Consider the following 19,849-nt stretch of genomic DNA (forward strand, 5'->3'; position numbering starts at 1 on the left):
TTGCGTATCTGAGGAGAGGAGACCGCAATGGCTTTCGACAAGCTCCCTCTCGATATGGTCACATCGCGCCGCTTCGAGCGTCGACGTCGGTTCCTGGAGGTCGTTCCGACGGTAGCGCCGGATGACATGCGCCTTGCTATCAATGCTGGGTTCTCCGCAGAGGAAATCCGCTACATGTTTGATCTGCCCGATGATCTGATTGTCAGTACGGAGGCTTCCATCCCCGCAGCCTGACGATCGTCGACCATTCAGTCAGGCCATGACATCGAGCGGCGCAACCTCCCTGCTTTGCCGTCGTTCATCTCGTGACATCCGATTCAGGAGCGCGTCATGAGTGGAACGACAAAAGAGTCTGAGCAGGACAAGAAAACAAAGCAAGGCCATAAGGTCGGGGCGCACGACAAGTCGGGTGCGGAAGGTCCGCATGCTAAGCCCGAGTTGACCAACACGGATTCCACACCGGGAACGGGTGCACTGCCAGATAAGAATGGCGGAGGCGACGCGGATGCGGGCGCGGGTTGAACCGACAGCGCCCGCCCTACCTATCAGGCCAGCAGTCGGTCAGAGCACTGCGCCCACCGAACGCAATTGTCATCTGGTCCAAAATCCGACGTGTCTCTAGATCTTTCCCGATCCCGCCTGAACTCCATCGCTTCCCGCTTCCGCAGGACACGGGCAGGCGTCTTTGCGGACCGGTTTATCTTCAACCGCTTCGAAGTTCCCACTCTGGTGGGAATCGTGGTCATTGCGGCGTTCCTCTGGGGTTTTGCCCATCTCGCCAGCGAGGTGCTAGAGGGCGATACCAACGCGTTCGACCGGGCGGTCCTGCTGGCGCTGCGCAACCCGGCCGACCTTGCCGACCCCATCGGCCCCGGCTGGTTCGAGGGCATGGCGCGGGATATCACCGCGCTGGGCGGCGTCGCCGTCCTCACGTTCCTCACCGTTGCCGTGGCTGGCTGGCTCTGGATGCGCGGCAACGGACGCACGATGTGGCTGGTGCTGCTTTCGAGCGCCGGCGGCTTTGCCGTCAGCCACCTGTTGAAAGAGGTCTTCGGGCGCGCGCGCCCTGACCTCGTGCCCCACGGCGCCACGGTTTACACGGCCAGTTTCCCCTCCAGCCATTCGATGATGTCGGCGGCGATCTATCTGACGCTCGCCGCGCTTGTGGCGAGAGTGGAGCCGCGCCGCCGGGTAAAAGCCTACCTCCTTGTGGTCGCAAGCCTTCTCTCGGTGCTCGTCGGCCTCAGCCGCATCTATCTCGGGGTTCATTGGCCCACCGATGTCATCGCCGGTTGGGCCTTGGGAGCGACTTGGGCTCTGATCTGGTGGATGGGCGCACGCTGGCTCGAGTCGCGGGGCGTCGTCGAGCCGGAGCGCGATGAGCCGAGCTCACCGCAGGACTGACGCGGCGGTCGGGTGTCTGTTCGCGATCCTTGCCCTCTCTGTTCATCGGATGACGCGCTCCCCATCTTGACGTCCGATGAACCGTGGACGCACTTGCTGCGGCAAGCGCCCTTGCGAGTGGAATGATGTCCGACAGCGTTGCGAACCCTCTTGGCAGTTTTCTCGAAAGCTCCGCCGTCCGCGCCGACCGAGCCATGGCGGAGCTGCGCTCCGGCAGACCGGTGGTGATCCTCGGTCAGGATCGGCGGCTGGCGGCGCTTGCGCTGGATGCGGCCAGTGAGCCCGTCTTCTCTGCTTTCATCAATGAGGCGCATGGGAACGCCCGGCTCTACGTTCCCTCTCGGCGGGCAACTTCCCTTGGAATGGACGCCCCCGAGGGCGCGTTGATCGATCCGACCGGCATTTCGTTCGATCATGCGCGACGCCTCGCCTTCGCGCCGAAGATCGCGCCACTGCCTCTCCACGAGGCCGCAGATGCCACGGCGCGCTCGGCTGGAGAACTCGCCAAGCAGGCTCTCTTGCTGCCGACGCTCCTCGTCGCAGATCTGCCGAGCGCCTCTGCTTTCGATGCCTGCGTCAGCGTCGACGAGGAGGACGTCGCCCGTCTCGTGGCGTCCCGCTCGCAGGACTACTCGCTTCTGACGCGGGTTGTCGTGCCGCTGCGTGATATCGACAAGGCCGAGTTCCTGACCTTCCGTGGCGGCCCCGCCCAGCGCGACCAGGTGGCGGTCATCGTTGGCGAGCCGGACCTTTCGGGGACGGTGCCGGTGCGCATTCACTCGGCGTGCCTCACCGGTGACGTGTTCGGCTCGCTCAAGTGTGATTGCGGCGATCAGCTGCGGATCGGCCTCAAAGCCATCCAGGATCTCGGCGGCGGCATTCTGATTTATCTCGACCAGGAGGGACGCGGCACCGGCATCACCTCCAAGATGCGCGCCTACGGCTATCAGAACGGTGGCATGGACACGATCGAGGCCGACGCCATCCTCGGCTATGAGGCTGATGAGCGGCGGTACGACGCGGCGATCGCCATCCTGCGGCACCTCGGCGTGGGTTCGATCAACCTTCTGACCAACAATCCCTCAAAGATCGCCTGGCTCGAAAGATCAGGCATCACCGTCGCCGACCGCACGCCCGTCGTGGGCGCGAGCACCCATCAGAACCTTCGCTACCTGGAAACGAAGGTGCGCCGCGCCGGGCATATCCTCGACATTGCACGGCTCCGCGCAGATCTCGAAGAAACGGATTGACGCTCCCGCCGGCGAAGACCGAACGCCGCTCCGGTTGCGCGCATCTGTCGCTCTATGGCACAGACGGACGCGATGGGAGCGGCTGCGCACACAGCGCGGCCTTCGACAGGGGACCAGCCATGAGCGGACCAATCGGGCGGGGCATCCGACACGTCATCAGCCGCAGCCTCGCCGTGCTCGCCATCTGCGCGAGCGCGACGCTGCTGGGGCTTCCGGCGGCACAGGCAGCCAAGGATAACGTGGTGATCGGCATGGGCATCGAGCCCGCCGGCCTCGATCCCACCGTCGCCGCGCCGGCTGCCATCGGACAGATCACCTGGCAGAACGTCTTCGAGGGGCTGACGCGGATCAACGAGGATGGCAAGGTCGAACCCCAACTCGCCACCGACTGGACGATTTCGGACGACGGCCGGACCTATACCTTCCACCTGACCTCCGGCGTCTCCTTCCACAACGGTGTGGCGTTCGACTCCTCGACGGCAAAATTTACCCTCGACCGGGCGCGCGGTGAAAACTCCACCAATCCGCAGAAGCAGTTCTTCTCGGTGATCGACAGCATCGAGACGCCCGACCCGAGCACCCTCGTTTTGAAGCTCTCCAAGCCCGCCGGCAATCTTCTCTATTGGCTTGGTTGGCCGGCCTCGGTGATGGTCGAGCCGTCATCGGCCAACACGGACAAGACCGCGCCCGTCGGAACGGGGCCTTTCAAGCTCGGTGAATGGCGCCAGGGGGACCGCCTGACGCTGGTGCGCAACGACGCCTACTGGAACGCGGATGATAAGCCCGCTTTGTCCTCCGCCACCTTCCGCTTCATTTCAGACCCCCAGGCGCAGGCGGCGGCGGTGAAGAATGGCGACGTCGATGCCTTTCCGGAATTCGGCGCGCCCGAGCTCTTCCAGGCATTCGAAGGCGACCCCGATCTCAAGACCGCCGTCGGCAACACCGAGCTCAAGGTGGTCGCCGGCATGAATCTCAGGAAACCGCCGTTCAACGACGCAAGGGTGCGTCAAGCCCTGATGATGGGGATCGACCGCAGGATGGTGATCGACGGCGCATGGTCGGGCTACGGCCAGCCCATCGGCAGCCACTACACGCCCAACGATCCCGGCTACGTCGATACCACCGGCGTTCACCCCTACGATCCGGCGCGCGCCAAGGCGCTACTCGCCGAGGCGGGCTATGGATCGGGATTGAGTTTCTCCATCAAGACGCCGCAGATGACCTATGCCACGCGCTCGGCGGAAATCCTTCAGGCGCTTCTGGCCGAGGTCGGCGTTACCCTCAACATCGTGCCGACGGAGTTTCCCGCGACCTGGATCGACCAGGTGTTTCAGAAGCACGATTTCGACATGACGATCGTCGCTCACGCCGAGCCGATGGATATCTCCATCTACGCCCGCGACAACTACTATTTCGGCTACGCCAATCCCGACTTCAAATCGACGATCGCGCAAGCCGAGGCGACGACGGATGAAACGGAGCGGCTTTCGCTCTACGGCAAGGCGCAGACGATGCTGGCCGAGGACGTGCCCGCTCTTTATCTTTTCGTCATGCCCAAGCTCGGCGTCTGGAATGCCAAGCTCTCGGGGCTATGGACGAACGAGCCCATCCCCTCCAACGACCTCACGGATGTTCGCTGGCAGGATTAGGACGCCTCGACAAGGGCCTGCGCCCCTCGCGCAGAAAGCGCGTCGTAGCGAGAGACGGAGCGCAAGGGCGCGTTGCGAAAAGCGCGTTTGTTCTGAAGCGGCATGGGATTTACTTGAACCGGGATTTCGCCATACCCCTCTGTTCAACATGGTGTTTCTCCAAGAGGCCCGCGGCTTTCGGCAAAACGCCTCGAAGCTTCGGACGGCAAAGGGGCGCGAGTGCGAAATCGGTACGGCCTCGTCTTTGATGCAAGGAGCGTGGCGCGCTGATGGTCGCCGCCATGGTCAAACGTCTCGCCAGCCTCGCGGCGACGCTCGCCGCCGTCTCGATGGTGATTTTCCTGGTGATGAACGTGCTGCCCGGCGATCCGGCGGCGGTGGCCCTTGGGACGTCCGCGCAGGAGGATACGCTCGCGGCCCTTCGTCATGAGATGGGGCTGGATCAGCCTCTCCCCGTCCGCTACGTCCACTGGGTCGGCGGGGCGATCACCGGCGATTTCGGAACATCGGCCACTTACGGCGTCCCGGTGAGAGGTCTCATCGCAGACAGGCTTGCCGTGACCTTGCCGCTGGCAGGAATGGCCATTCTGCTGTCCATGCTGCTCGCGCTGCCCCTGGGGATTCTCGCCGCCTCCCGGCAAAACGGCGCCGCCGACTGGATAGCGACGATCTTTTCCCAGCTCGGGGTGGCGACACCCAATTTCTGGATCGGGCTGCTTCTCATTCTGGTCTTTTCCACCGCTCTTGGCTGGATGCCGTCCGGCGGCTTTTCCGGCTGGAACGACGGCATGATCAACGGCATCAAGCAGCTCTTCCTGCCGGCTGTCGCGCTCGCCCTCCCTCAAGCTGGCGTTCTGACGCGCGTCACCCGCGCCGCCGTTCTCGATGTCCTGTCCGAGGATTTCGTGCGTACGGCGCGGGCCAAGGGCCTCAACCGCAGGCAGGCGCTTTTTCGCCACGTCGTGCCGAACGCGCTCGCTCCCGTGGTGACGATCCTCGGCCTTCAATTTTCCTTCCTCGTTGCCGGCGCCGTGCTGGTGGAAAACGTCTTTACCCTGCCCGGCCTCGGCCGGCTGGCCTATCAGGCGTTCACGCAGCGGGACTTCCTGGTGGTTCAGAACGTCGTTCTTTTCATCGCGGCGTTGGTTGTCGTCGTGAACTTCCTGGTCGACCTTCTTTATCTCTTCCTCGATCCGCGCTTGAGGTCGTCCCGGTGAGCGCCGCGTTTCGAGCCTCGTCGCCTGCCGCAAGACGGAAGAGATGTGCCGTGCCGCGCCACGGCAAGCTGCTGCTTGGCGGCGCGATCACCGCGCTGTTCCTTCTGACGGCGCTGATCGCGCCGTTCTGGACACCCGCCGCGCCGACTCGCATCGCCATCGCGGAGAGATTGAAGCCGCCGCTCGTCGCCGGCCTCCTTGGCACGGACCAGCTCGGCCGCGACGTTCTCTCCCAGCTGATGGCCGGGGCGACGAACTCCCTTTCCATCGCCATCGCTTCCGTTCTTCTCGGCGCCGCCGTCGGCACGGCGATCGGATTGCTGGCGGCCACCCGGCGGGGCGTCGTCGACGAGCTGCTCATGAGGGCGATGGATGTCGTCTTCGCCTTTCCGCCCATCGTTTCGGCGATGATGCTCGCGGCCGCGCTCGGGACGGGACGCATGACAGCGATCGCCGCCATCGCAACCTTCATGGTGCCGGTCTTTTCCCGCCTGACCCGATCGGCGGCGCGCCGCATCCTCACGCACGATTACGTTCTGGCGGCCCGTGCTGCGGGAAAAGGCAGCCGCCGGATCGCGCTCGAGCACGTTCTGCCAAACATCGCCGGGGATATTGTCGTTCAGGCGACGATCCAGCTCGGCCTTGCGATCCTGACCGAGGCGGGCCTCAGCTTTCTCGGCCTTGGCTTGGCGCCGCCCGCCCCGAGCTGGGGGCGGATGCTGGCGGATTCCGTGACCTATATCGGCGCGGCGCCCTGGCTCGCGATCGCGCCGGGAGTGACAATCGCGTTCTCCGTGCTTGGTCTCAATCTTCTCGGCGATGCCCTGTCGGACCTAGTGGATCCGCGGCGGAGGCAAGGCCGGTGACACCGCTTCTCTCCGTCCGTGATCTCTCCATCACCGTATCGACCCCCGAGGGCGAGCTTCCGATCGTCTCCGATATGACCTTCGACCTCGCCGAGGGCGAAACGCTCGGCATCGTCGGAGAGTCGGGTTCGGGAAAGTCGCTCCTCGCACTGGCGTTGATCGGCCTGCTAGCGCCGGGGGCGCGCGCCTTCGGCAGCATCCGCTTCCGCGGCGAGGAACTCGTCGGCCTCGATGATGCGGCCTTCTGCGGCCTTCGCGGGCGGAAGATCGCCATGATCTTTCAGGAGCCGATGACGGCCCTCAACCCGACGATGCGCATTGGCGATCAGATCGGCGAGATGCTTCGCCTCAAAGGCTCGGGACGACGAGAGGCCCGCGAGGCGGCCCTCTCTCTGCTCGACAGGGTGCGGCTTGCCCATGCCCGCCAGCGGATCGACGCCTATCCGCATGAGCTGTCCGGTGGCCAGCGGCAAAGAGTGCTGATCGCGATCGCCCTCGCGGGCGGTCCGGATCTCCTCATCGCGGACGAGCCCACGACCGCGCTCGACGTCACCCTCGAAGCGGAAATCCTGACGCTGCTCTCCGAGCTTGTGAGAGAAGAGCGCATGGCCCTCATAATGGTCAGCCATGATCTCGGCGTCATCGCCCGCGCCACGGCGCGGACGATGGTGATGTACGCGGGAGCGCGGCTGGAGGAAGGGCCGACGGCCATGGTGCTGGGCCGTCCCCTCAACCCCTATACGGAGGCCCTGCTCGCCGCGAGCCCGGCAAGCCTACCAGAGGGGAAGCGGCTCGAACGCCCACGCCAGCGGCTCGCTGTCATTCCAGGCGCGGTGCCGGCCTTTTCGACCCTGCCGCCCGGTTGCCGCTTCGCCGGCCGCTGCTCCCGTCACCAGCCGGACTGCGATGCCGGCGAGCCGCCGTGGCGCGATTTTCCAGACGGTCGCGGCGTGCGCTGCATCCATACCCGGGCGAACGAGGCGCCGGCATGAGCGATCCCGCCCCCCTTCTGACCGTCGAAGGCGTGACGCGCGTCCATGGCGGGCGGCGTTTTCTCCAACGCACGGCGCCGGTGGTCGCGCTCGACAACGTCTCGCTTTCGATCGGACACGGCGAAGTGCTGGGCGTGGTCGGGGAGAGCGGCTCGGGAAAGTCGACGCTCGCCCGCATTGCGATGGCCCTGGAGCGTCCGACGGCGGGTCGCGTCTTGTTCGAGGGCAACGACCTTTTCGCTCTGTCGTCGCGGGAAATCGCCCCGCTGCGCCGCGAGTTCCAGATGGTCTTTCAGGACCCTTACGGCTCTCTCGACCCCCGTCACCGGGTCGGCCGCATCGTCGCCGAGCCGCTCCACCTCGTGACGCCCCGCCTCGGCCGGCGGGCGCGACGAGAGCGCGTGGCGGAGGTCCTGGCCTCCGTGGGCCTGTCGCCGGACGACGCGAGCCGACATCCGCACGAGTTTTCCGGAGGTCAGCGGCAGCGGATCGCCATCGCCCGCGCGCTGGCGACCCGTCCCAAATTGCTTATCGCCGACGAGGCGGTCTCGGCGCTCGACCTGTCGGTCCAGGCGCAGGTCCTGAACCTCTTCATGGATCTTCAGGAGCAGCAAAACCTGGCGATTCTCTTCATCAGCCACGATCTCGCGGTGGTCGAGGCCATCGCCGACCGAATCGCTGTGATGTATCGCGGCCACCTCGTGGAGATCGGTCCGGCTGATGTCGTTCTTCGCCAGCCCCAACATCCCTATAGTCGAATGCTGTCTCGCGTCGCATCGGCGACGCATGTTCAGCCTGGCGTCACAAATCCTTCACCCGCCTCGGTTGCAAGACGCATGGAGATTGACGTTACGGCAGATCCGGCGGTACCGCGCGCCGCTCCACTCAACTCCTCCTCCCTGAGAGGCTGTATTTTTCAGGCGCGCTGCCCTTATGCCGACAAGCTGTGTCGGCAATATCCGCCAATCCTTCGGCCAACGTCGACCGAAGGTTTCGCTGCATGCCATCACGCCAATACGTTGTCATCGACTGAGCAGTAAGACGAACAGTTCAGTGTTTCCAAGTACTCAACGTATTTGTTTAAAAAAATTCCTAACCGAAGAAGATTCTTTCCTTTCTCGGCGTACAAGGATATCGCACACTTGGGATTGCGGCATCCCAGAAGTCCGATATTCGAGTGGGTACAGACGAGAAATTCTGTCTGTGTTCATTGAAATTTCCAGGGGAGTTATTTTCTTGACCTCCGATTTGACGTCTGCTCCTGCTCTGGCCAGTTTGATGGAGCAACTTGCCAGGCGGATTCACTCGCAGGGTTACGCCGCCGATCTTTTCCCCGCCCAATGGTCGGCCCTTCGCTATCTCGCAAGCGCACCGCCAAACCTGCGCACGGCCATCGATCTCGCGCGATTTCAGGGGCTTGCCTCAGGCGCGGTCGCGCGCACGGTGCGAACGCTGGTCAGCAAGGGACTGATCGCCAAGGGCGGAACCATCGGCCGAGGGCGCGCCGAGCAACTGAACCTGACGGACGCGGGACGCGCGCTGCTGGAGGAGGACCCCCTCCGGCATATCGCGGCCGCTCTCGAAACCCTCTGTCAGGATGATCGCCGGGCGCTGTCGCAGGGCATCGAGATTGCCATCAAGGCGACGATGTCGGGCAACGAGACAGATGCGGCGACAGGCAAGTGAGAGCCGGCTGAACTTTTTCATGGGAGCGACGAGCGGCGCGCTCCCTGCTCCCTCGGTTGTGAATGTGAAGGACGGCGACTTGCCTCAATCGAGAAAGACGCGGTCCGCTTCGTCGAGGAGGCGGCGGATACGCGTGACGGCAAGCCCGGCGTCCGGCTCACAGTTGTCATAGGTCAGCCGCTCTCCCTTCGCGATCGGCCGAACGACGCGCGAGCCTTCCGCGAGCCCCAGCGGCACGGCATGACAGGCGCGGCCCTCCGCCCACGTCATGGCGAAGCCGCGGTATTGGCTTTCGCCGATCTTGCCCAGGATCTCGCCGGGTTGAAGGGCCCGCTTGGCCACGGCTCCACACTCGCCGACCGGCCGCGTCAGCGGCTCCATGTCGGCCCGCCGCCACATCACCGCGCGGGCGGCCGACAGCGGGGTTTCAAGGCTGGTCAGGTGGAACGGGCGCTCGAGACAGAAGCACGGGCCCGGCCCGACCTTCAGATCGGCCATACGCTCGACGGCCCTGTCATGGCGCGGCTTGACGATGCAGAAGACTCCAGGCGCGATGCCGCCGCCGATCGTGTAATCGACGCGGCCCGGCCTTGACAGGATTCCGCCGTCCTCCTTGGCGCACAAGATCTGCGCGATCGTCTGACGCGTCACCTCAGGGCCGTGCATTCCCGGCACGTCGGGGATAAGGCCGGTGCAGTTGGCGATGGCCGTCATCTCGACCATGGTCTTGGAGCCGTCAACGAACTCCACGAGGACGCGCGCGTTCATGTTCCGCTCGCGAGCCTCCTTCTCATAATCCTCGGGCACGGCGTCGAAATTCAGCGCATTGTTCTTGCCCTTGCCCGCCGCCACGATGTCCATGCCGAGGCTCTGCGCGAAGGCGATGAGGTCGAGCGTTGCGGCCGGCTCGTCCCCCATGGAGCCCGTATAGACCACGCCCGCCTTCCGAGCCTCGGCGGCAAGCCAGCGCCCGACGGTGATGTCGGCTTCCACGTTCAGCATCACGATGTGCTTGCCGTTGTGGATGGAAAGGAGTGCAAGCTCGGTGCCGAGATTGGGGCTGCCGGTGGCGTCGACGATGACGTCGATGCGCCCTGCCTTGCACATCTCCTCCAGATTGTCGGTGATGGCGATCCGGCCGTTCTCGATGGCCGCGTCGATCGCGGCCGCGCTGGACGCGATGACGCCATGGTCCTCGGCATATCCGGCCATGGCGATCGCCTGGCGGGGGCGATCCGGCCGCCGCGCGGCCACCGCGCCGATCCTGACGCCCGCCATCAAGGCCACCTGGACGACGATGTCGGTGCCCATCTGGCCGGCGCCCGCCAACCCGATCGTCACAGGTCCATGCCGCTCCTCGTACGCCGCCAGTTCGGCCGCCATGCCAATCCGTTCGATTCGGTTCGTCATCCCTCGGTATCCGCTCTGTGGCATCCTCGCTGCTCAGCTGCGGGTATACACCTTTTGCCGAGCCGAAAAGGCCAAATGCCGTCGTCATGTCGGAACGCCTGAGGAGGCCCTGCGGGTTCCTCCTTTGTCGGCAGGCGCCGCGCCACGGGACCCGGGGGATGAAGCCAGCCACCTCGCCGCGACAAGAGCGCGCCACGGTGCTATGGAATGGGGAATTCCACTGATCCCGCAGTGCCCGCTATGCCCGATGAAAAATCGCCCGCTCCCGTCAAGGACAAGCGCCAGCAGCGCCTGGAAGAGGCGCTCAAGGCCAATCTCAAGCGCCGCAAGGAACAGGCACGCGCCCGCCAATCGGCACCTTCCACCCCGGAGACCTCCCCGCCATCACGCGACGACCAGCGTTGACGGCTATTTCCCACCATTGAAACGACCTGCGCCGGCATCAAGGACGGCGCCAGCTCGGCCCTTATAATCTGGTCCGTTCATCGAGTTTGCGATGCGTCAATGTGTACTTGCGTCGCAGCGGCGACAAAACGCGCCAGCAATCCTGATTTGCACTCGCAGAGCGTGGACTTCGAAAGGATTACTCCTTAGAACCGTTCTGGAGGGAGTTCTGAATGATCGACTACGAGAGTCATTTCGTCGGCGCTATCGACTCGCTGCATGCCGAGAAGCGCTATCGGGTTTTCGCGGACCTCGAGAGAATCGTGGGCCGCTTTCCAACGGCCATTTGGCGCGATGGCGACCGGGCGCGGGAAATCACCGTCTGGTGCTCTAACGACTATCTCGGCATGGGCCAGCATCCGACGGTCCTCGGCGCGATGACCGATGCCGTGTCCAACATGGGCTCCGGCGCCGGCGGCACCCGCAACATCTCGGGCACCAGCCATCCGCTGGTCGAGTTGGAGCGTGAGCTTGCCGATCTCCACGGCAAGGAGGCCGCCCTCGTCTTCACGTCCGGCTTCGTTTCCAACGAGGCGGCGATTTCGACGATCGCTCGGCTTCTGCCCGACTGCCTGATCATTTCCGACGAGCTCAACCACGCCTCGATGATCGAGGGTGTGCGGCGCTCGGGCTGCAAGAAGCAGATTTTCCGTCACAACGATCTCGCCCATCTCGAGGAGATCCTGAAGGCGGCCGATCCCGAGCGGGCCAAGCTCATCGTTTTCGAGAGCGTCTACTCGATGGACGGCGACGTCGCCCCCATCGAGGCGATCGCGGACCTTGCCGATCGCTACAACGCCATGACCTACATCGATGAGGTGCATGCCGTCGGGATGTATGGCGCCCATGGCGGCGGCATCACGGAACGCGACGGCGTCGCTCACCGCATTGACGTCATCGAGGGCACGCTGGCCAAGGCATTCGGCGTCCTCGGCGGCTATATCACGGGCTCGAAGAGCCTCATCGACTGCGTGCGCTCCTACGCGCCCGGCTTCATCTTCACCACCGCAATTCCGCCGGCATTGGCCGCTGCGGCGACCGCCTCGATCCGCCATCTCAAGGAGAGCCAGGCGGAGCGCGACGCGCAGCAGCGTCAGGCAGCCCGTGCCAAGGACGTGTTCCGCGCAGCAGGCCTGCCGGTGATGCCCTCGGAGACGCATATCGTGCCGATGCTCGTGGGCGATCCCGACCTCTGCAAGAAGGCGAGCGATCATCTTCTGGAGCGCCACGGCATCTATATCCAGCCGATCAACTATCCCACCGTGCCGCGCGGCACCGAGCGCCTGCGCATCACGCCGACTCCGTTCCACAACGACGCGCTGATCGACACGCTGCGTGATGCGCTGGTGGAGACCTGGAAGACCATCGGCATCCCGTTCACCTCCGAGCGGACCTCGCCGGCCGAGCGCACGGAGAAGGTGACACCTCTCGTGGTTTCTCAGGCGGGCGGCTGAAGCTTTCCCGGCGCGGTTCGGAAACCTTTCTCCGAAGATCATTGTTGAAGCGAAGACGGCTGGACCCTCGTCCGGCCGTTGTCGTTTCAACAGAGGCGTGCGGAATGCATGGCCGGCGCCCTTTTCGAGGAACCTGCCCAATGAAGGCCTCCCTCGCCGATCTTCTCTCACAGATCTCCGCGCAGCACGGCTCGCCTGCCAAGCAGGCCATCGCCCAGGGCTTTGCCCACGGCACCATGTCCCTATCGCTCTACACTCCGCGTCAAGGGGAGCGGCAGGAGGCGCGCGATCAGGACGCGGTCTTCATCATCGCGTCAGGCAGCGCGGAGATTGATCTCGACTGCGCATCCATGAGCGTGAAGATGGGCGACGCCGTGTTCGCGCGCGCCGGCAAGGAGCACCGCTTTTCCGATATGAGCGAGGATTTCGCGGCCTGGGTCATGCTGTGGGGCCCGACAGGCGGGGAAGCCCCGGCGATCTCGCCCTCGGTCTTCGCCGCCATCGACGCCTGATTCGACGGTCTCAGCTATCCTTGCGCCAGTCCGGAACATCGGCGCGGGCGGATGGCACGCGCCGCGCAAGCACCGGAACCAGAAGAGCGATGCCGACGAAGCGCACGACATGGTGCGCCGCCACGTAGGCCGGATCAAAGTTGAACTGAAAGGCGAGTGTCGTCAGGGCTTCCAGCGCGCCGGGCGCATAGGCCAATGCCAGCTTGCCGAACGAGATGTCCAGGATGCCATGGGCCAGCATCCCAGCAAGGCTGGAGACGCCCAATCCGATGGCGAAGGCGCCGAGCGAGGCCGGCAGAAGCTGGAGAAGCTCGGCGCGGTGCTCGCGGCGAATGCGGCCGCCGATGATCGTTCCCAGCATGACGAGCGCAGGCGTGGAAACCCAAAGCGGGATGGCGATCTGCGCCACGCCGGTGACATGCATCAGCGCGCTGCCGACGAGCGCGCCGAGCATCAAGCCGCCCGGCACCTTGGCAAGCGTCCCGAGGACCGCTCCCAGGAGGCATGCGCCGATCAGATAGGCGAATTCGAGCAGCGAGCCGGCGTGGCCACCTCTAGCGACCGCCTGGGCGGAGCTCTCGCCCTCGAGCCATGCGAGGGTCGGCGTCAGCGCGCCGAGAAGAAGCATTAGGCGAACGCTTTGCACCACCGTGATGCGGGCCATGTCCGCCTTGGTTTCCGAGGCGGCGGCGAGGACGAAGGACATGGCCCCCGGCAGCGAGGCAAACAGCGCGGTTTCCATGTCCCAGCCAAAGGAGCGGCGCAGGAATAGGTAGGTCAAGGCGATCACGCCCGCGACGCCGACCATCTGGATCGCGAAGGACAAGGGCCAGACGGCGATCTGCCCCAACACATCAGGGCTAACCCCGGCACCGGCCTGAGCCCCGAGAACCACAAAGGTGATGTTGCGCAGCGCGTTCGGGAGCCGTGTCCTAACGCCCGACAGGCTGGCGATCGTCACCGCGATGGCCGATCCGAGCAGCCATCCGACAGGAAGCTCAAGGAATGTAGCGATTGCTCCCCCCGCCAGCGCGATGACCAGCGTCAAGGCGAGGGAGGCCATCGCGGAGACGGTCATCTCGCGCGGCTCCCGATCCACTCGGCGAGCCGGTTCGCGGCAGTTTCCACCTCATCGAGCCGCCGATGGAAGCAGGCGCGCAAGAACCGGTTTCCGGCTTCGCCGAAGGCCGAACCAGGCGCCAGGCCGACGCCCGCCTCGTCGACGATGCGGAAGGCTGCCTCCCGCGTGTCCTCGATCCCATCGATTGCGAAGAAGGAATAGAAGGCGCCGGCGGGCTTGGCGATGGAAACGCGGTTGGTCGCGGCCAGTGCGTCTATGAAGATGTCGCGCGCCCGATGCGCCCGCTCCACCTGCTCCTCGACGAAGGGCTCGCCCTTTTCGATGGCGGCGATGGCGCCGCGCTGTATGAAGGCGGCGAGGCCCGATGTCGAATATTGGACGAGATTGGCGAAGGCTGTGCCGAGTTCGGCCGGCGCCTCGATCCACCCTGCGCGCCAGCCGGTCATCGCCCAATTTTTCGAGAACGAATTGACGAAGAAGACGGGGTCGTCGTCATTCATCACGTCGTGGAACGACGGGGCGCGGCCGCCGGCATAGAAGAACCGGCCATAGATCTCATCCGCGATGATGAAGAGGCCTTTTTCGCGGGCGACACCAAGAAGGGCGCCAAGGGTGTCGCGGTCCGCCGTCCAGCCTGTCGGATTGGCGGGGGTGTTGATGAAGAGCGCGCGCGTGCGCGGGCCAATGGCATCGCGCAGCCTGTCCAGATCAAGCGACCAGCCGCCGTCGGAGCAGTCGAGCGGAACCTCACGCACGGAGGCTCCGGCGAGAGCGGCAGCGGCCGCGCAATTCGGCCATGCCGGCGTCAACACGATAACCTCGTCGCCCGTGCCGACGATGCACCGCAGGACCATCTGGATCGCGTGCATTCCGGAGCTGGTGACGGTGAAACGTTCGGCGTCGATGGCGCGGCCATAGAGGCGGCTGGAATAGGCGGCAATAGCCTCGCGCAGCTCCGGCAAACCGCGCTGCCACGTATAGAAGGTTTCGCCGGCTGCGAGCGATTGCGCGGCCGCATCGGATATGAAGGCCGGCGTCGAAAGGTCCCCCTCGCCCGCCCAAAGCGGGACAAGGCCGGGCTTCATGCGGCCATAGTCGATAACGGAGACAATACCGCTGCTGGGCGCGGTGATCGCCTCGGGGCGCAACCGATCGAAGTTCATCATGTCAGCGAGCAGACTCATCGAGGGGCAGCCCGCAGCCAATGCGGGCCTCGCCTTCTGAATCGCCCGATGAGCGCCGCCGGTCAATCCCCCCGAAGGCCGCCGAATGTCTAGACCTTGGGCGACGGCGTATCGCCCTTCAGGCGCACCGCGAGAAGATCGCGAATCTCCTCCAGCAACTGCTGATCGCGCGGCAGCGCCTCCTCGACGGGCGGCTTCTGCTCTTCCTTGCGCTTGAGGTTGTTCATGATCTTCACGACGACGAACAGCACCAGCGCGACGATGATGAAATTGATCGCCAGCGTCAGAAAGTTACCATAGGCCAACACGGCGCCTTCCTTGCGCGCCTCGGCGAGGCTTGCCGCCGTCACGCCCGGAGCCAGGGCGATATACTTGTTGGTGAAATCGACGCCGCCGGTGATGATCCCAACCAGCGGCATGATGATGTCCTGGACGAGCGAGTTGACGAGGCCGGAAAAGGCCGCGCCGATGATAATGCCGATCGCGAGGTCGACCATGTTGCCCCTGAGGGCGAATTCCTTGAATTCACGCAAGAACGACTGCACTGCCGTGGTCCCCTGTTCAGCGGGAGCGGCGGCGGGTCGACCGCCACGTTTAACCCGCACCGCAAACTAGCGCTCATGCCACGGTCGGAAACAGCACAGTGTCAGTCTCGCCTTGTACCGAGAAAGCTGAGGACAATCTCGCGCGAGTGCGGCCGCGATCGGTGCTCGATCACATAGACGCCCTGCCACGTGCCGAGCAGCATACGGCCACCGGACACCGGCACCTGAAGGCTCGGCCCTGTGAGCACGGTCTTGATGTGGGCCGGCATGTCGTCCGGTCCCTCCATCGAGTGGCGATAGGGAGCGTCCGCCGGGGCCAGCCGATCAAGAGCGTCGAGAAGATCCTCGCGGACGTCCGGATCGGCGTTCTCCTGGATCGTGAGCGACGCCGAGGTATGGCGGATGAAGACGGTCAGAAGCCCCTCTCCCGCCCCCATCTCGCCAAGCTGCGCCGAAATCTCCCGCGAAACGTCGCGCATCGAGCGCCCTTCCGTGCGCACAGAGATCCGCCGCATGGCCTGAAACAAGGTCGCATCCTGCATTGGCGGCCTCACGTGCGATCAGGGATCGGCCCGGCGGGGTCCTCGTCGTCCGGGTGCGGTGCCGGCTCGTTCTTGGGCATCCGCCCGCCCTTTTCCTCGTCCTCCATCTCGCGCATGACATCGCGGAACGCGCGGAAGACATGCTTCATTTGGCCGAGGGCTTCATCCAGCTTCATTTGGCCGAGGGCTTCATCCAGCTTCATTTGGCCGAGGGCTTCATCCAGCTTCATTTGGCCGAGGGCTTCATCCAGGTTCTGCGGATCGTCAGCCGCCCGGCCCGGCAGGCGGTCCTGGCGCTTGCCGACCACGCGCATCGCCTCCTCCAGGCGCCCCACGCGCTGCTCAAGCGCATCGAGCGCATCCGGCGAGGACGCGGCCGGCGGAAGAGCCTCGGCACTGGTCGGCGCCGCGCAGCTCATGGCGCTGCCCTCGATGCGGCACAAAGTCAGCTCGCCTGTCTCGGTGTCAAGGCGGGCGACGCCGCCCTCCACCGGCTGCATTTGATATCGGCCAGCCTGGGCGGGCGGGTGAAGCGGGCCAGCCTGCGCGGCGGCCTCGCCGGCGAACGCCACGAGAAGCGCTGCTGTCAGCGGGAAAAGCCTCATCTCTGGTCTCCTGTTCGATTGCGCCTGCTGGCCTCAACACATGGCAAGGGAAGAGGGCGTGAGAAGGGCGCAGCGTGGCGGCCCGTTGCTTTTCCCTCGCGCGTCTGGCAACCGGAGGCCATGGCAGAGCCTTCTCTCATCTTCAAGATCGCCCCGCGCGCCCTCTGGCAGGAGGCCGAGGCCGCTGGCGCCTTTTCCGGCGCGCCGGTGGACCTCGCGGACGGCTACATCCACTTCTCCACCGCCGCGCAGGTGGAGGAGACGGCGTCAAAGCATTTCGCCGGGCAATCCGACCTGGTGCTGGTCGCCATCGATCCGGCGGGCCTCGGCGAAGCACTGCGATGGGAGCCGTCGCGGGGCGGCGCCCTTTTTCCACATCTTTATGCCCCGCTCGCCACGAGCGCCGTCCTTTGGGTGAAGGCGCTCCCTCTCGGCCCTGACGGCCGCCACGTCTTTCCGCCGCTGAAGCCATGAGCCGCCTTTACCGCCTCGGCCGCCCCCTGCTCTTCACCATGGAGCCCGAGAGCGCCCATCATCTGTCGATCATGGCGCTGAAGCACGGTCTCGTGCCCCGCATGGACGTTCCTGTCGACTCGCGTCTTCGTGTCTCCGTGGCGGGCATCTCCTTCCCCAATCCGATCGGCCTTGCCGCCGGCTACGACAAGAACGCCGAGGTCGTCGATGCGGCTTTGGGGCTCGGCTTCGGCTTCGTCGAGGCAGGAACGGTGACGCCGCGCCCGCAGCCCGGCAACGATCGTCCGCGCTGTTTCCGCCTGCCGAAGGCGGAGGCCATGATCAACCGCTTCGGCTTCAACAACGACGGCCACGCGGACGCGCTGGAGCGGCTCCAGCGCAGGCGGCGCAGGGCGGGCATCGTCGGCGTCAACATCGGCGCCAACAAGGATGCGGACGATCGCATCCAGGACTATGTCGACGGCGTCAGCCTGTTCGAGTCTGTGGCCGACTACCTGACCGTGAACATCTCCTCCCCCAACACGCCGGGGCTGCGAGCCCTGCAATCGGGGGAAGACCTTCATCGGCTGCTGGAGGCGGTGGTCGCGGCGCGCGACGGCTTTGCCGCCATGGCCGCCAGCGCCAAGAAGCCGCTTTTCGTCAAGGTCGCCCCCGATCTCGTGCCCGAACAGATCGCCGAGATCGCCGAAGCGGCGCTGCGCCACCAGATCGACGGTCTTATCGTCTCCAACACCACGCTATCGAGAGACGGCGTCGCGGGCCTCGCCCACAGCGAGGAGACAGGGGGCCTTTCGGGGCGGCCGCTGCTCGCGCGCTCGACCTGGGCTTTGGCCGCCTTCCGAAAGGCGCTGGGGCCGGAGATGCCGCTTATCGGCGTCGGCGGCGTCCATGACACCGAGAGCGCGCTTCTGAAGATCGCGGCGGGCGCCGATCTCGTTCAGCTCTACACCGCCATGGTTTATGCCGGACCGGGCCTGCCGACGGCAATCTTGAAAGGACTTCGCGCCTATCTCGACGAGACGGGCGCCGATTCCCTCGCCTCCTTGCGCGATGCCCGAGTCGAGGAGATCGTCGCCAAGGGACCGCCGTCCGACTGAAGCCTCAGCTTCTCGCGCGGGCCGCGAAGGCGGCGTCCCGGCGAGCGGGCAACGCCGCGAGAAGCGTGAAGCCGCGCACGGCGAGGAAAAACTCCATGGCGAGCCAGAGGCCGTGGTTGGCGAGCGCCGGCATGACCAGGAGCGCGAGGGCCGCGAACAGCGCCGCAGAGGCGAGCATCATATTGCGCATCGTGCTCGACCAGGTGGCGCCGATATAGACGCCGTCCATGAGGAAGGCGAGCGTACCCGCTACCGGCGTCAACGCGGCCCAGGGCAGGAAGGTCGCCGCCGCCTCGCGCACCGCCTCGTCCGTCGTCAGGAAGGCGACGATGGCGTCGCCCGTGACGAAAAACACCACGGCGAGGAACCCCGCGAAGACGAAGCTCCAGAGCGTCGTAAGCTGAAGCGTCCGATCGAAGGCAGGCCGCCAGCGCGCGCCGATGGAGCGGCCGATGAGCTGTTCGGCGGCGGTCGCGACACCGTCGAGGAAGAAGCCGCCCACGAGGAAGAGGTTCATCAAGATGCCATTGGCGGCCAGAGTGACCGGGCCGAAGCCGGCGCTCCAGCGCGTGAACAGCGTGAATGCGCCGAGCAGGCAGAAGGAGCGGATCATGATGTCCCGATTGACGGACAGCATGCGCAGGAACGCGGCGCGGTCGAAGATCCGCGCCAGGCTGGGTCGCGTGCTGCCACGAAAACCGGTCATCACCGCGACGAGGCCGGCCGCCATGCCCATGGTCTCGCCGAGCACGGTGCCCAGTGCCACGCCAAAGATGCCCCAGCCGAGCCAGAGCCCCAGGGCGACCGAGGCAATGATGTTGGTGCCGTTGATGATCGCCTGAAGGAGAAGGCCCATCACGCCTTGCCCGCGCCCCAGCACATGGCCGAGGATGGCGTAGTTGGCGAGCGCCATGGGCGCGGAGAACATGCGCACGAAAACATAGGTGGAGGTGGCCGCGGCCACCCCCGCGCTTGGCGCGATGGCGAGAAGCCCCAGCCAGACGAGAAGCCTTTCCGCCGCCACCATGACGAGGCCAATGCCGAGGGCGAGGATGATCGCGCGATAGAACACCGCCTGAATCTCGCGCTCGTTCTCCTCCCCCACGGCCTGCGCCGTCAGGCCGGTCGTGCCCGAGCGCAGGAAGTTGAAGGTGGAAAAGACGATGTCGAAGATCTGCGCGCCGACGACGAGGCCCCCGAGAGCTATGGCGTCGCCGCTGCGCCCGACGACGGCGGTGTCGGTCAGCCCAAGGAGCGGCGTCGTCAGGAACGCCAGCGTCATTGGCAGGGTGATGCGCCAGACATCGCCATGCGTGACGGAGAAGGGTCGCACCGCTTCCGCCGCTACCGGAACGCCGGTCGCGCCGGCCGTGGATTCGCCATCGATCTTCATGGCTCTGCCGTGGCATTGCGCCGCAGCGAAAGCAAGCCATCCTG

22 protein-coding genes are annotated in these 19,849 nt (G+C 65.3%); 15 read left to right on the forward strand and 7 right to left on the reverse strand.

The features are described from left to right. Positions 1–27 precede the first annotated feature (27 nt). The 10 genes from B5D38_RS02935 to B5D38_RS22155 all read left to right on the forward strand — a co-directional run bounded on the left by B5D38_RS02935 (position 28) and on the right by B5D38_RS22155 (position 9,064). Entirely contained in the window at positions 28–234 is a 207-nt protein-coding gene (locus tag B5D38_RS02935) for a hypothetical protein (RefSeq protein WP_078706876.1), read from the forward strand. A 96-nt stretch (positions 235–330) separates the two neighbouring features. After that, a complete protein-coding gene (locus tag B5D38_RS02940; RefSeq protein WP_078706877.1) occupies positions 331–522 on the forward strand; it encodes a hypothetical protein in 192 nt (63 codons plus the stop codon). A gap of 90 nt (positions 523–612) precedes the next feature. Then, positions 613–1,404 carry a phosphatase PAP2 family protein gene (locus B5D38_RS02945; RefSeq protein ID WP_245318753.1) on the forward strand — a complete coding sequence of 264 codons (792 nt, stop codon included), beginning with the start codon at positions 613–615 and terminating at the stop codon, positions 1,402–1,404. A gap of 125 nt (positions 1,405–1,529) precedes the next feature. Beyond that, positions 1,530–2,654, forward strand: a complete 1,125-nt coding sequence (gene ribA, locus B5D38_RS02950) for a GTP cyclohydrolase II RibA (protein ID WP_078707090.1) — start codon at positions 1,530–1,532, stop codon at positions 2,652–2,654. A gap of 119 nt (positions 2,655–2,773) precedes the next feature. Continuing rightward, positions 2,774–4,303: an ABC transporter substrate-binding protein gene (locus B5D38_RS02955; protein WP_078707091.1), complete on the forward strand. Its 1,530-nt coding sequence runs from the start codon at positions 2,774–2,776 to the stop codon at positions 4,301–4,303. Positions 4,304–4,572: 269 nt separating this feature from the next. Further along, entirely contained in the window at positions 4,573–5,520 is a 948-nt protein-coding gene (locus B5D38_RS02960; RefSeq protein ID WP_078706878.1) for an ABC transporter permease, read from the forward strand. A 50-nt stretch (positions 5,521–5,570) separates the two neighbouring features. After that, entirely contained in the window at positions 5,571–6,386 is an 816-nt protein-coding gene (locus tag B5D38_RS21780; protein WP_245318755.1) for an ABC transporter permease, read from the forward strand. Beyond that, positions 6,383–7,378: an ABC transporter ATP-binding protein gene (locus B5D38_RS21785; RefSeq protein WP_245318757.1), complete on the forward strand. Its 996-nt coding sequence runs from the start codon at positions 6,383–6,385 to the stop codon at positions 7,376–7,378. The genes B5D38_RS21780 and B5D38_RS21785 overlap by 4 nt, the downstream gene beginning before the upstream one ends. Further along, positions 7,375–8,418 carry an ATP-binding cassette domain-containing protein gene (locus B5D38_RS02970; protein ID WP_078706880.1) on the forward strand — a complete coding sequence of 348 codons (1,044 nt, stop codon included), beginning with the start codon at positions 7,375–7,377 and terminating at the stop codon, positions 8,416–8,418. Before B5D38_RS21785 ends, B5D38_RS02970 begins: the two co-directional genes overlap by 4 nt. Positions 8,419–8,614: 196 nt before the next feature. Continuing rightward, on the forward strand, positions 8,615–9,064 hold the full coding sequence (locus B5D38_RS22155; RefSeq protein WP_165690773.1) for a MarR family winged helix-turn-helix transcriptional regulator: 450 nt from the start codon (positions 8,615–8,617) through the stop codon (positions 9,062–9,064). 84 nt (positions 9,065–9,148) lie between these two features. Here the strand turns inward: B5D38_RS22155 and B5D38_RS02980 are convergent, their stop codons facing one another. After that, positions 9,149–10,474, reverse strand: coding sequence for an NAD(P)H-dependent oxidoreductase (locus B5D38_RS02980; RefSeq protein WP_078706882.1), 1,326 nt, complete (start codon positions 10,472–10,474; stop codon positions 9,149–9,151). Between the two features lie 207 nt (positions 10,475–10,681). Between B5D38_RS02980 and B5D38_RS21980 the strand changes: the two genes are divergently transcribed. The 3 genes from B5D38_RS21980 (at position 10,682) to B5D38_RS02990 (ending at position 12,884) form a co-directional block, all read left to right on the forward strand. After that, positions 10,682–10,879: a hypothetical protein gene (locus tag B5D38_RS21980; protein WP_131829855.1), complete on the forward strand. Its 198-nt coding sequence runs from the start codon at positions 10,682–10,684 to the stop codon at positions 10,877–10,879. 212 nt (positions 10,880–11,091) lie between these two features. Beyond that, positions 11,092–12,372, forward strand: a complete 1,281-nt coding sequence (hemA, locus tag B5D38_RS02985) for a 5-aminolevulinate synthase (protein WP_116002555.1) — start codon at positions 11,092–11,094, stop codon at positions 12,370–12,372. A 140-nt stretch (positions 12,373–12,512) separates the two neighbouring features. Then, positions 12,513–12,884, forward strand: a complete 372-nt coding sequence (locus tag B5D38_RS02990; RefSeq protein ID WP_078706883.1) for a cupin domain-containing protein — start codon at positions 12,513–12,515, stop codon at positions 12,882–12,884. A 10-nt stretch (positions 12,885–12,894) separates the two neighbouring features. Here B5D38_RS02990 and B5D38_RS02995 read toward each other — a convergent pair whose 3' ends face one another. The 5 genes from B5D38_RS02995 to B5D38_RS03015 form a co-directional block, all read right to left on the reverse strand. Then, positions 12,895–13,962: an AbrB family transcriptional regulator gene (locus B5D38_RS02995; RefSeq protein WP_245318758.1), complete on the reverse strand. Its 1,068-nt coding sequence runs from the start codon at positions 13,960–13,962 to the stop codon at positions 12,895–12,897. Next, entirely contained in the window at positions 13,959–15,131 is a 1,173-nt protein-coding gene (locus tag B5D38_RS03000) for a pyridoxal phosphate-dependent aminotransferase (RefSeq protein ID WP_078707094.1), read from the reverse strand. The genes B5D38_RS02995 and B5D38_RS03000 overlap by 4 nt, the downstream gene beginning before the upstream one ends. A 107-nt stretch (positions 15,132–15,238) precedes the next feature. Continuing rightward, on the reverse strand, positions 15,239–15,694 hold the full coding sequence (mscL, locus tag B5D38_RS03005) for a large conductance mechanosensitive channel protein MscL (RefSeq protein ID WP_280949362.1): 456 nt from the start codon (positions 15,692–15,694) through the stop codon (positions 15,239–15,241). 101 nt (positions 15,695–15,795) lie between these two features. Continuing rightward, on the reverse strand, positions 15,796–16,236 hold the full coding sequence (locus B5D38_RS03010) for a secondary thiamine-phosphate synthase enzyme YjbQ (protein ID WP_078706885.1): 441 nt from the start codon (positions 16,234–16,236) through the stop codon (positions 15,796–15,798). A gap of 8 nt (positions 16,237–16,244) precedes the next feature. Then, positions 16,245–16,841, reverse strand: a complete 597-nt coding sequence (locus B5D38_RS03015; RefSeq protein WP_078706886.1) for a hypothetical protein — start codon at positions 16,839–16,841, stop codon at positions 16,245–16,247. A gap of 120 nt (positions 16,842–16,961) precedes the next feature. On the opposite strand from B5D38_RS03015, the gene B5D38_RS03020 reads away from it, so the two are divergent. Both B5D38_RS03020 and B5D38_RS03025 read left to right on the forward strand, forming a co-directional pair. Next, positions 16,962–17,315, forward strand: coding sequence for a DUF952 domain-containing protein (locus B5D38_RS03020; protein ID WP_078706887.1), 354 nt, complete (start codon positions 16,962–16,964; stop codon positions 17,313–17,315). Further along, on the forward strand, positions 17,312–18,412 hold the full coding sequence (locus B5D38_RS03025; protein WP_078706888.1) for a quinone-dependent dihydroorotate dehydrogenase: 1,101 nt from the start codon (positions 17,312–17,314) through the stop codon (positions 18,410–18,412). The genes B5D38_RS03020 and B5D38_RS03025 overlap by 4 nt, the downstream gene beginning before the upstream one ends. A gap of 4 nt (positions 18,413–18,416) precedes the next feature. Here the strand turns inward: B5D38_RS03025 and B5D38_RS03030 are convergent, their stop codons facing one another. Further along, entirely contained in the window at positions 18,417–19,805 is a 1,389-nt protein-coding gene (locus B5D38_RS03030; protein WP_078706889.1) for an MATE family efflux transporter, read from the reverse strand. Between the last annotated feature and the right edge of the window lie 44 nt (positions 19,806–19,849).

This window comes from Consotaella salsifontis (assembly GCF_900167365.1).
Lineage (GTDB): Bacteria > Pseudomonadota > Alphaproteobacteria > Rhizobiales > Rhizobiaceae > Consotaella > Consotaella salsifontis.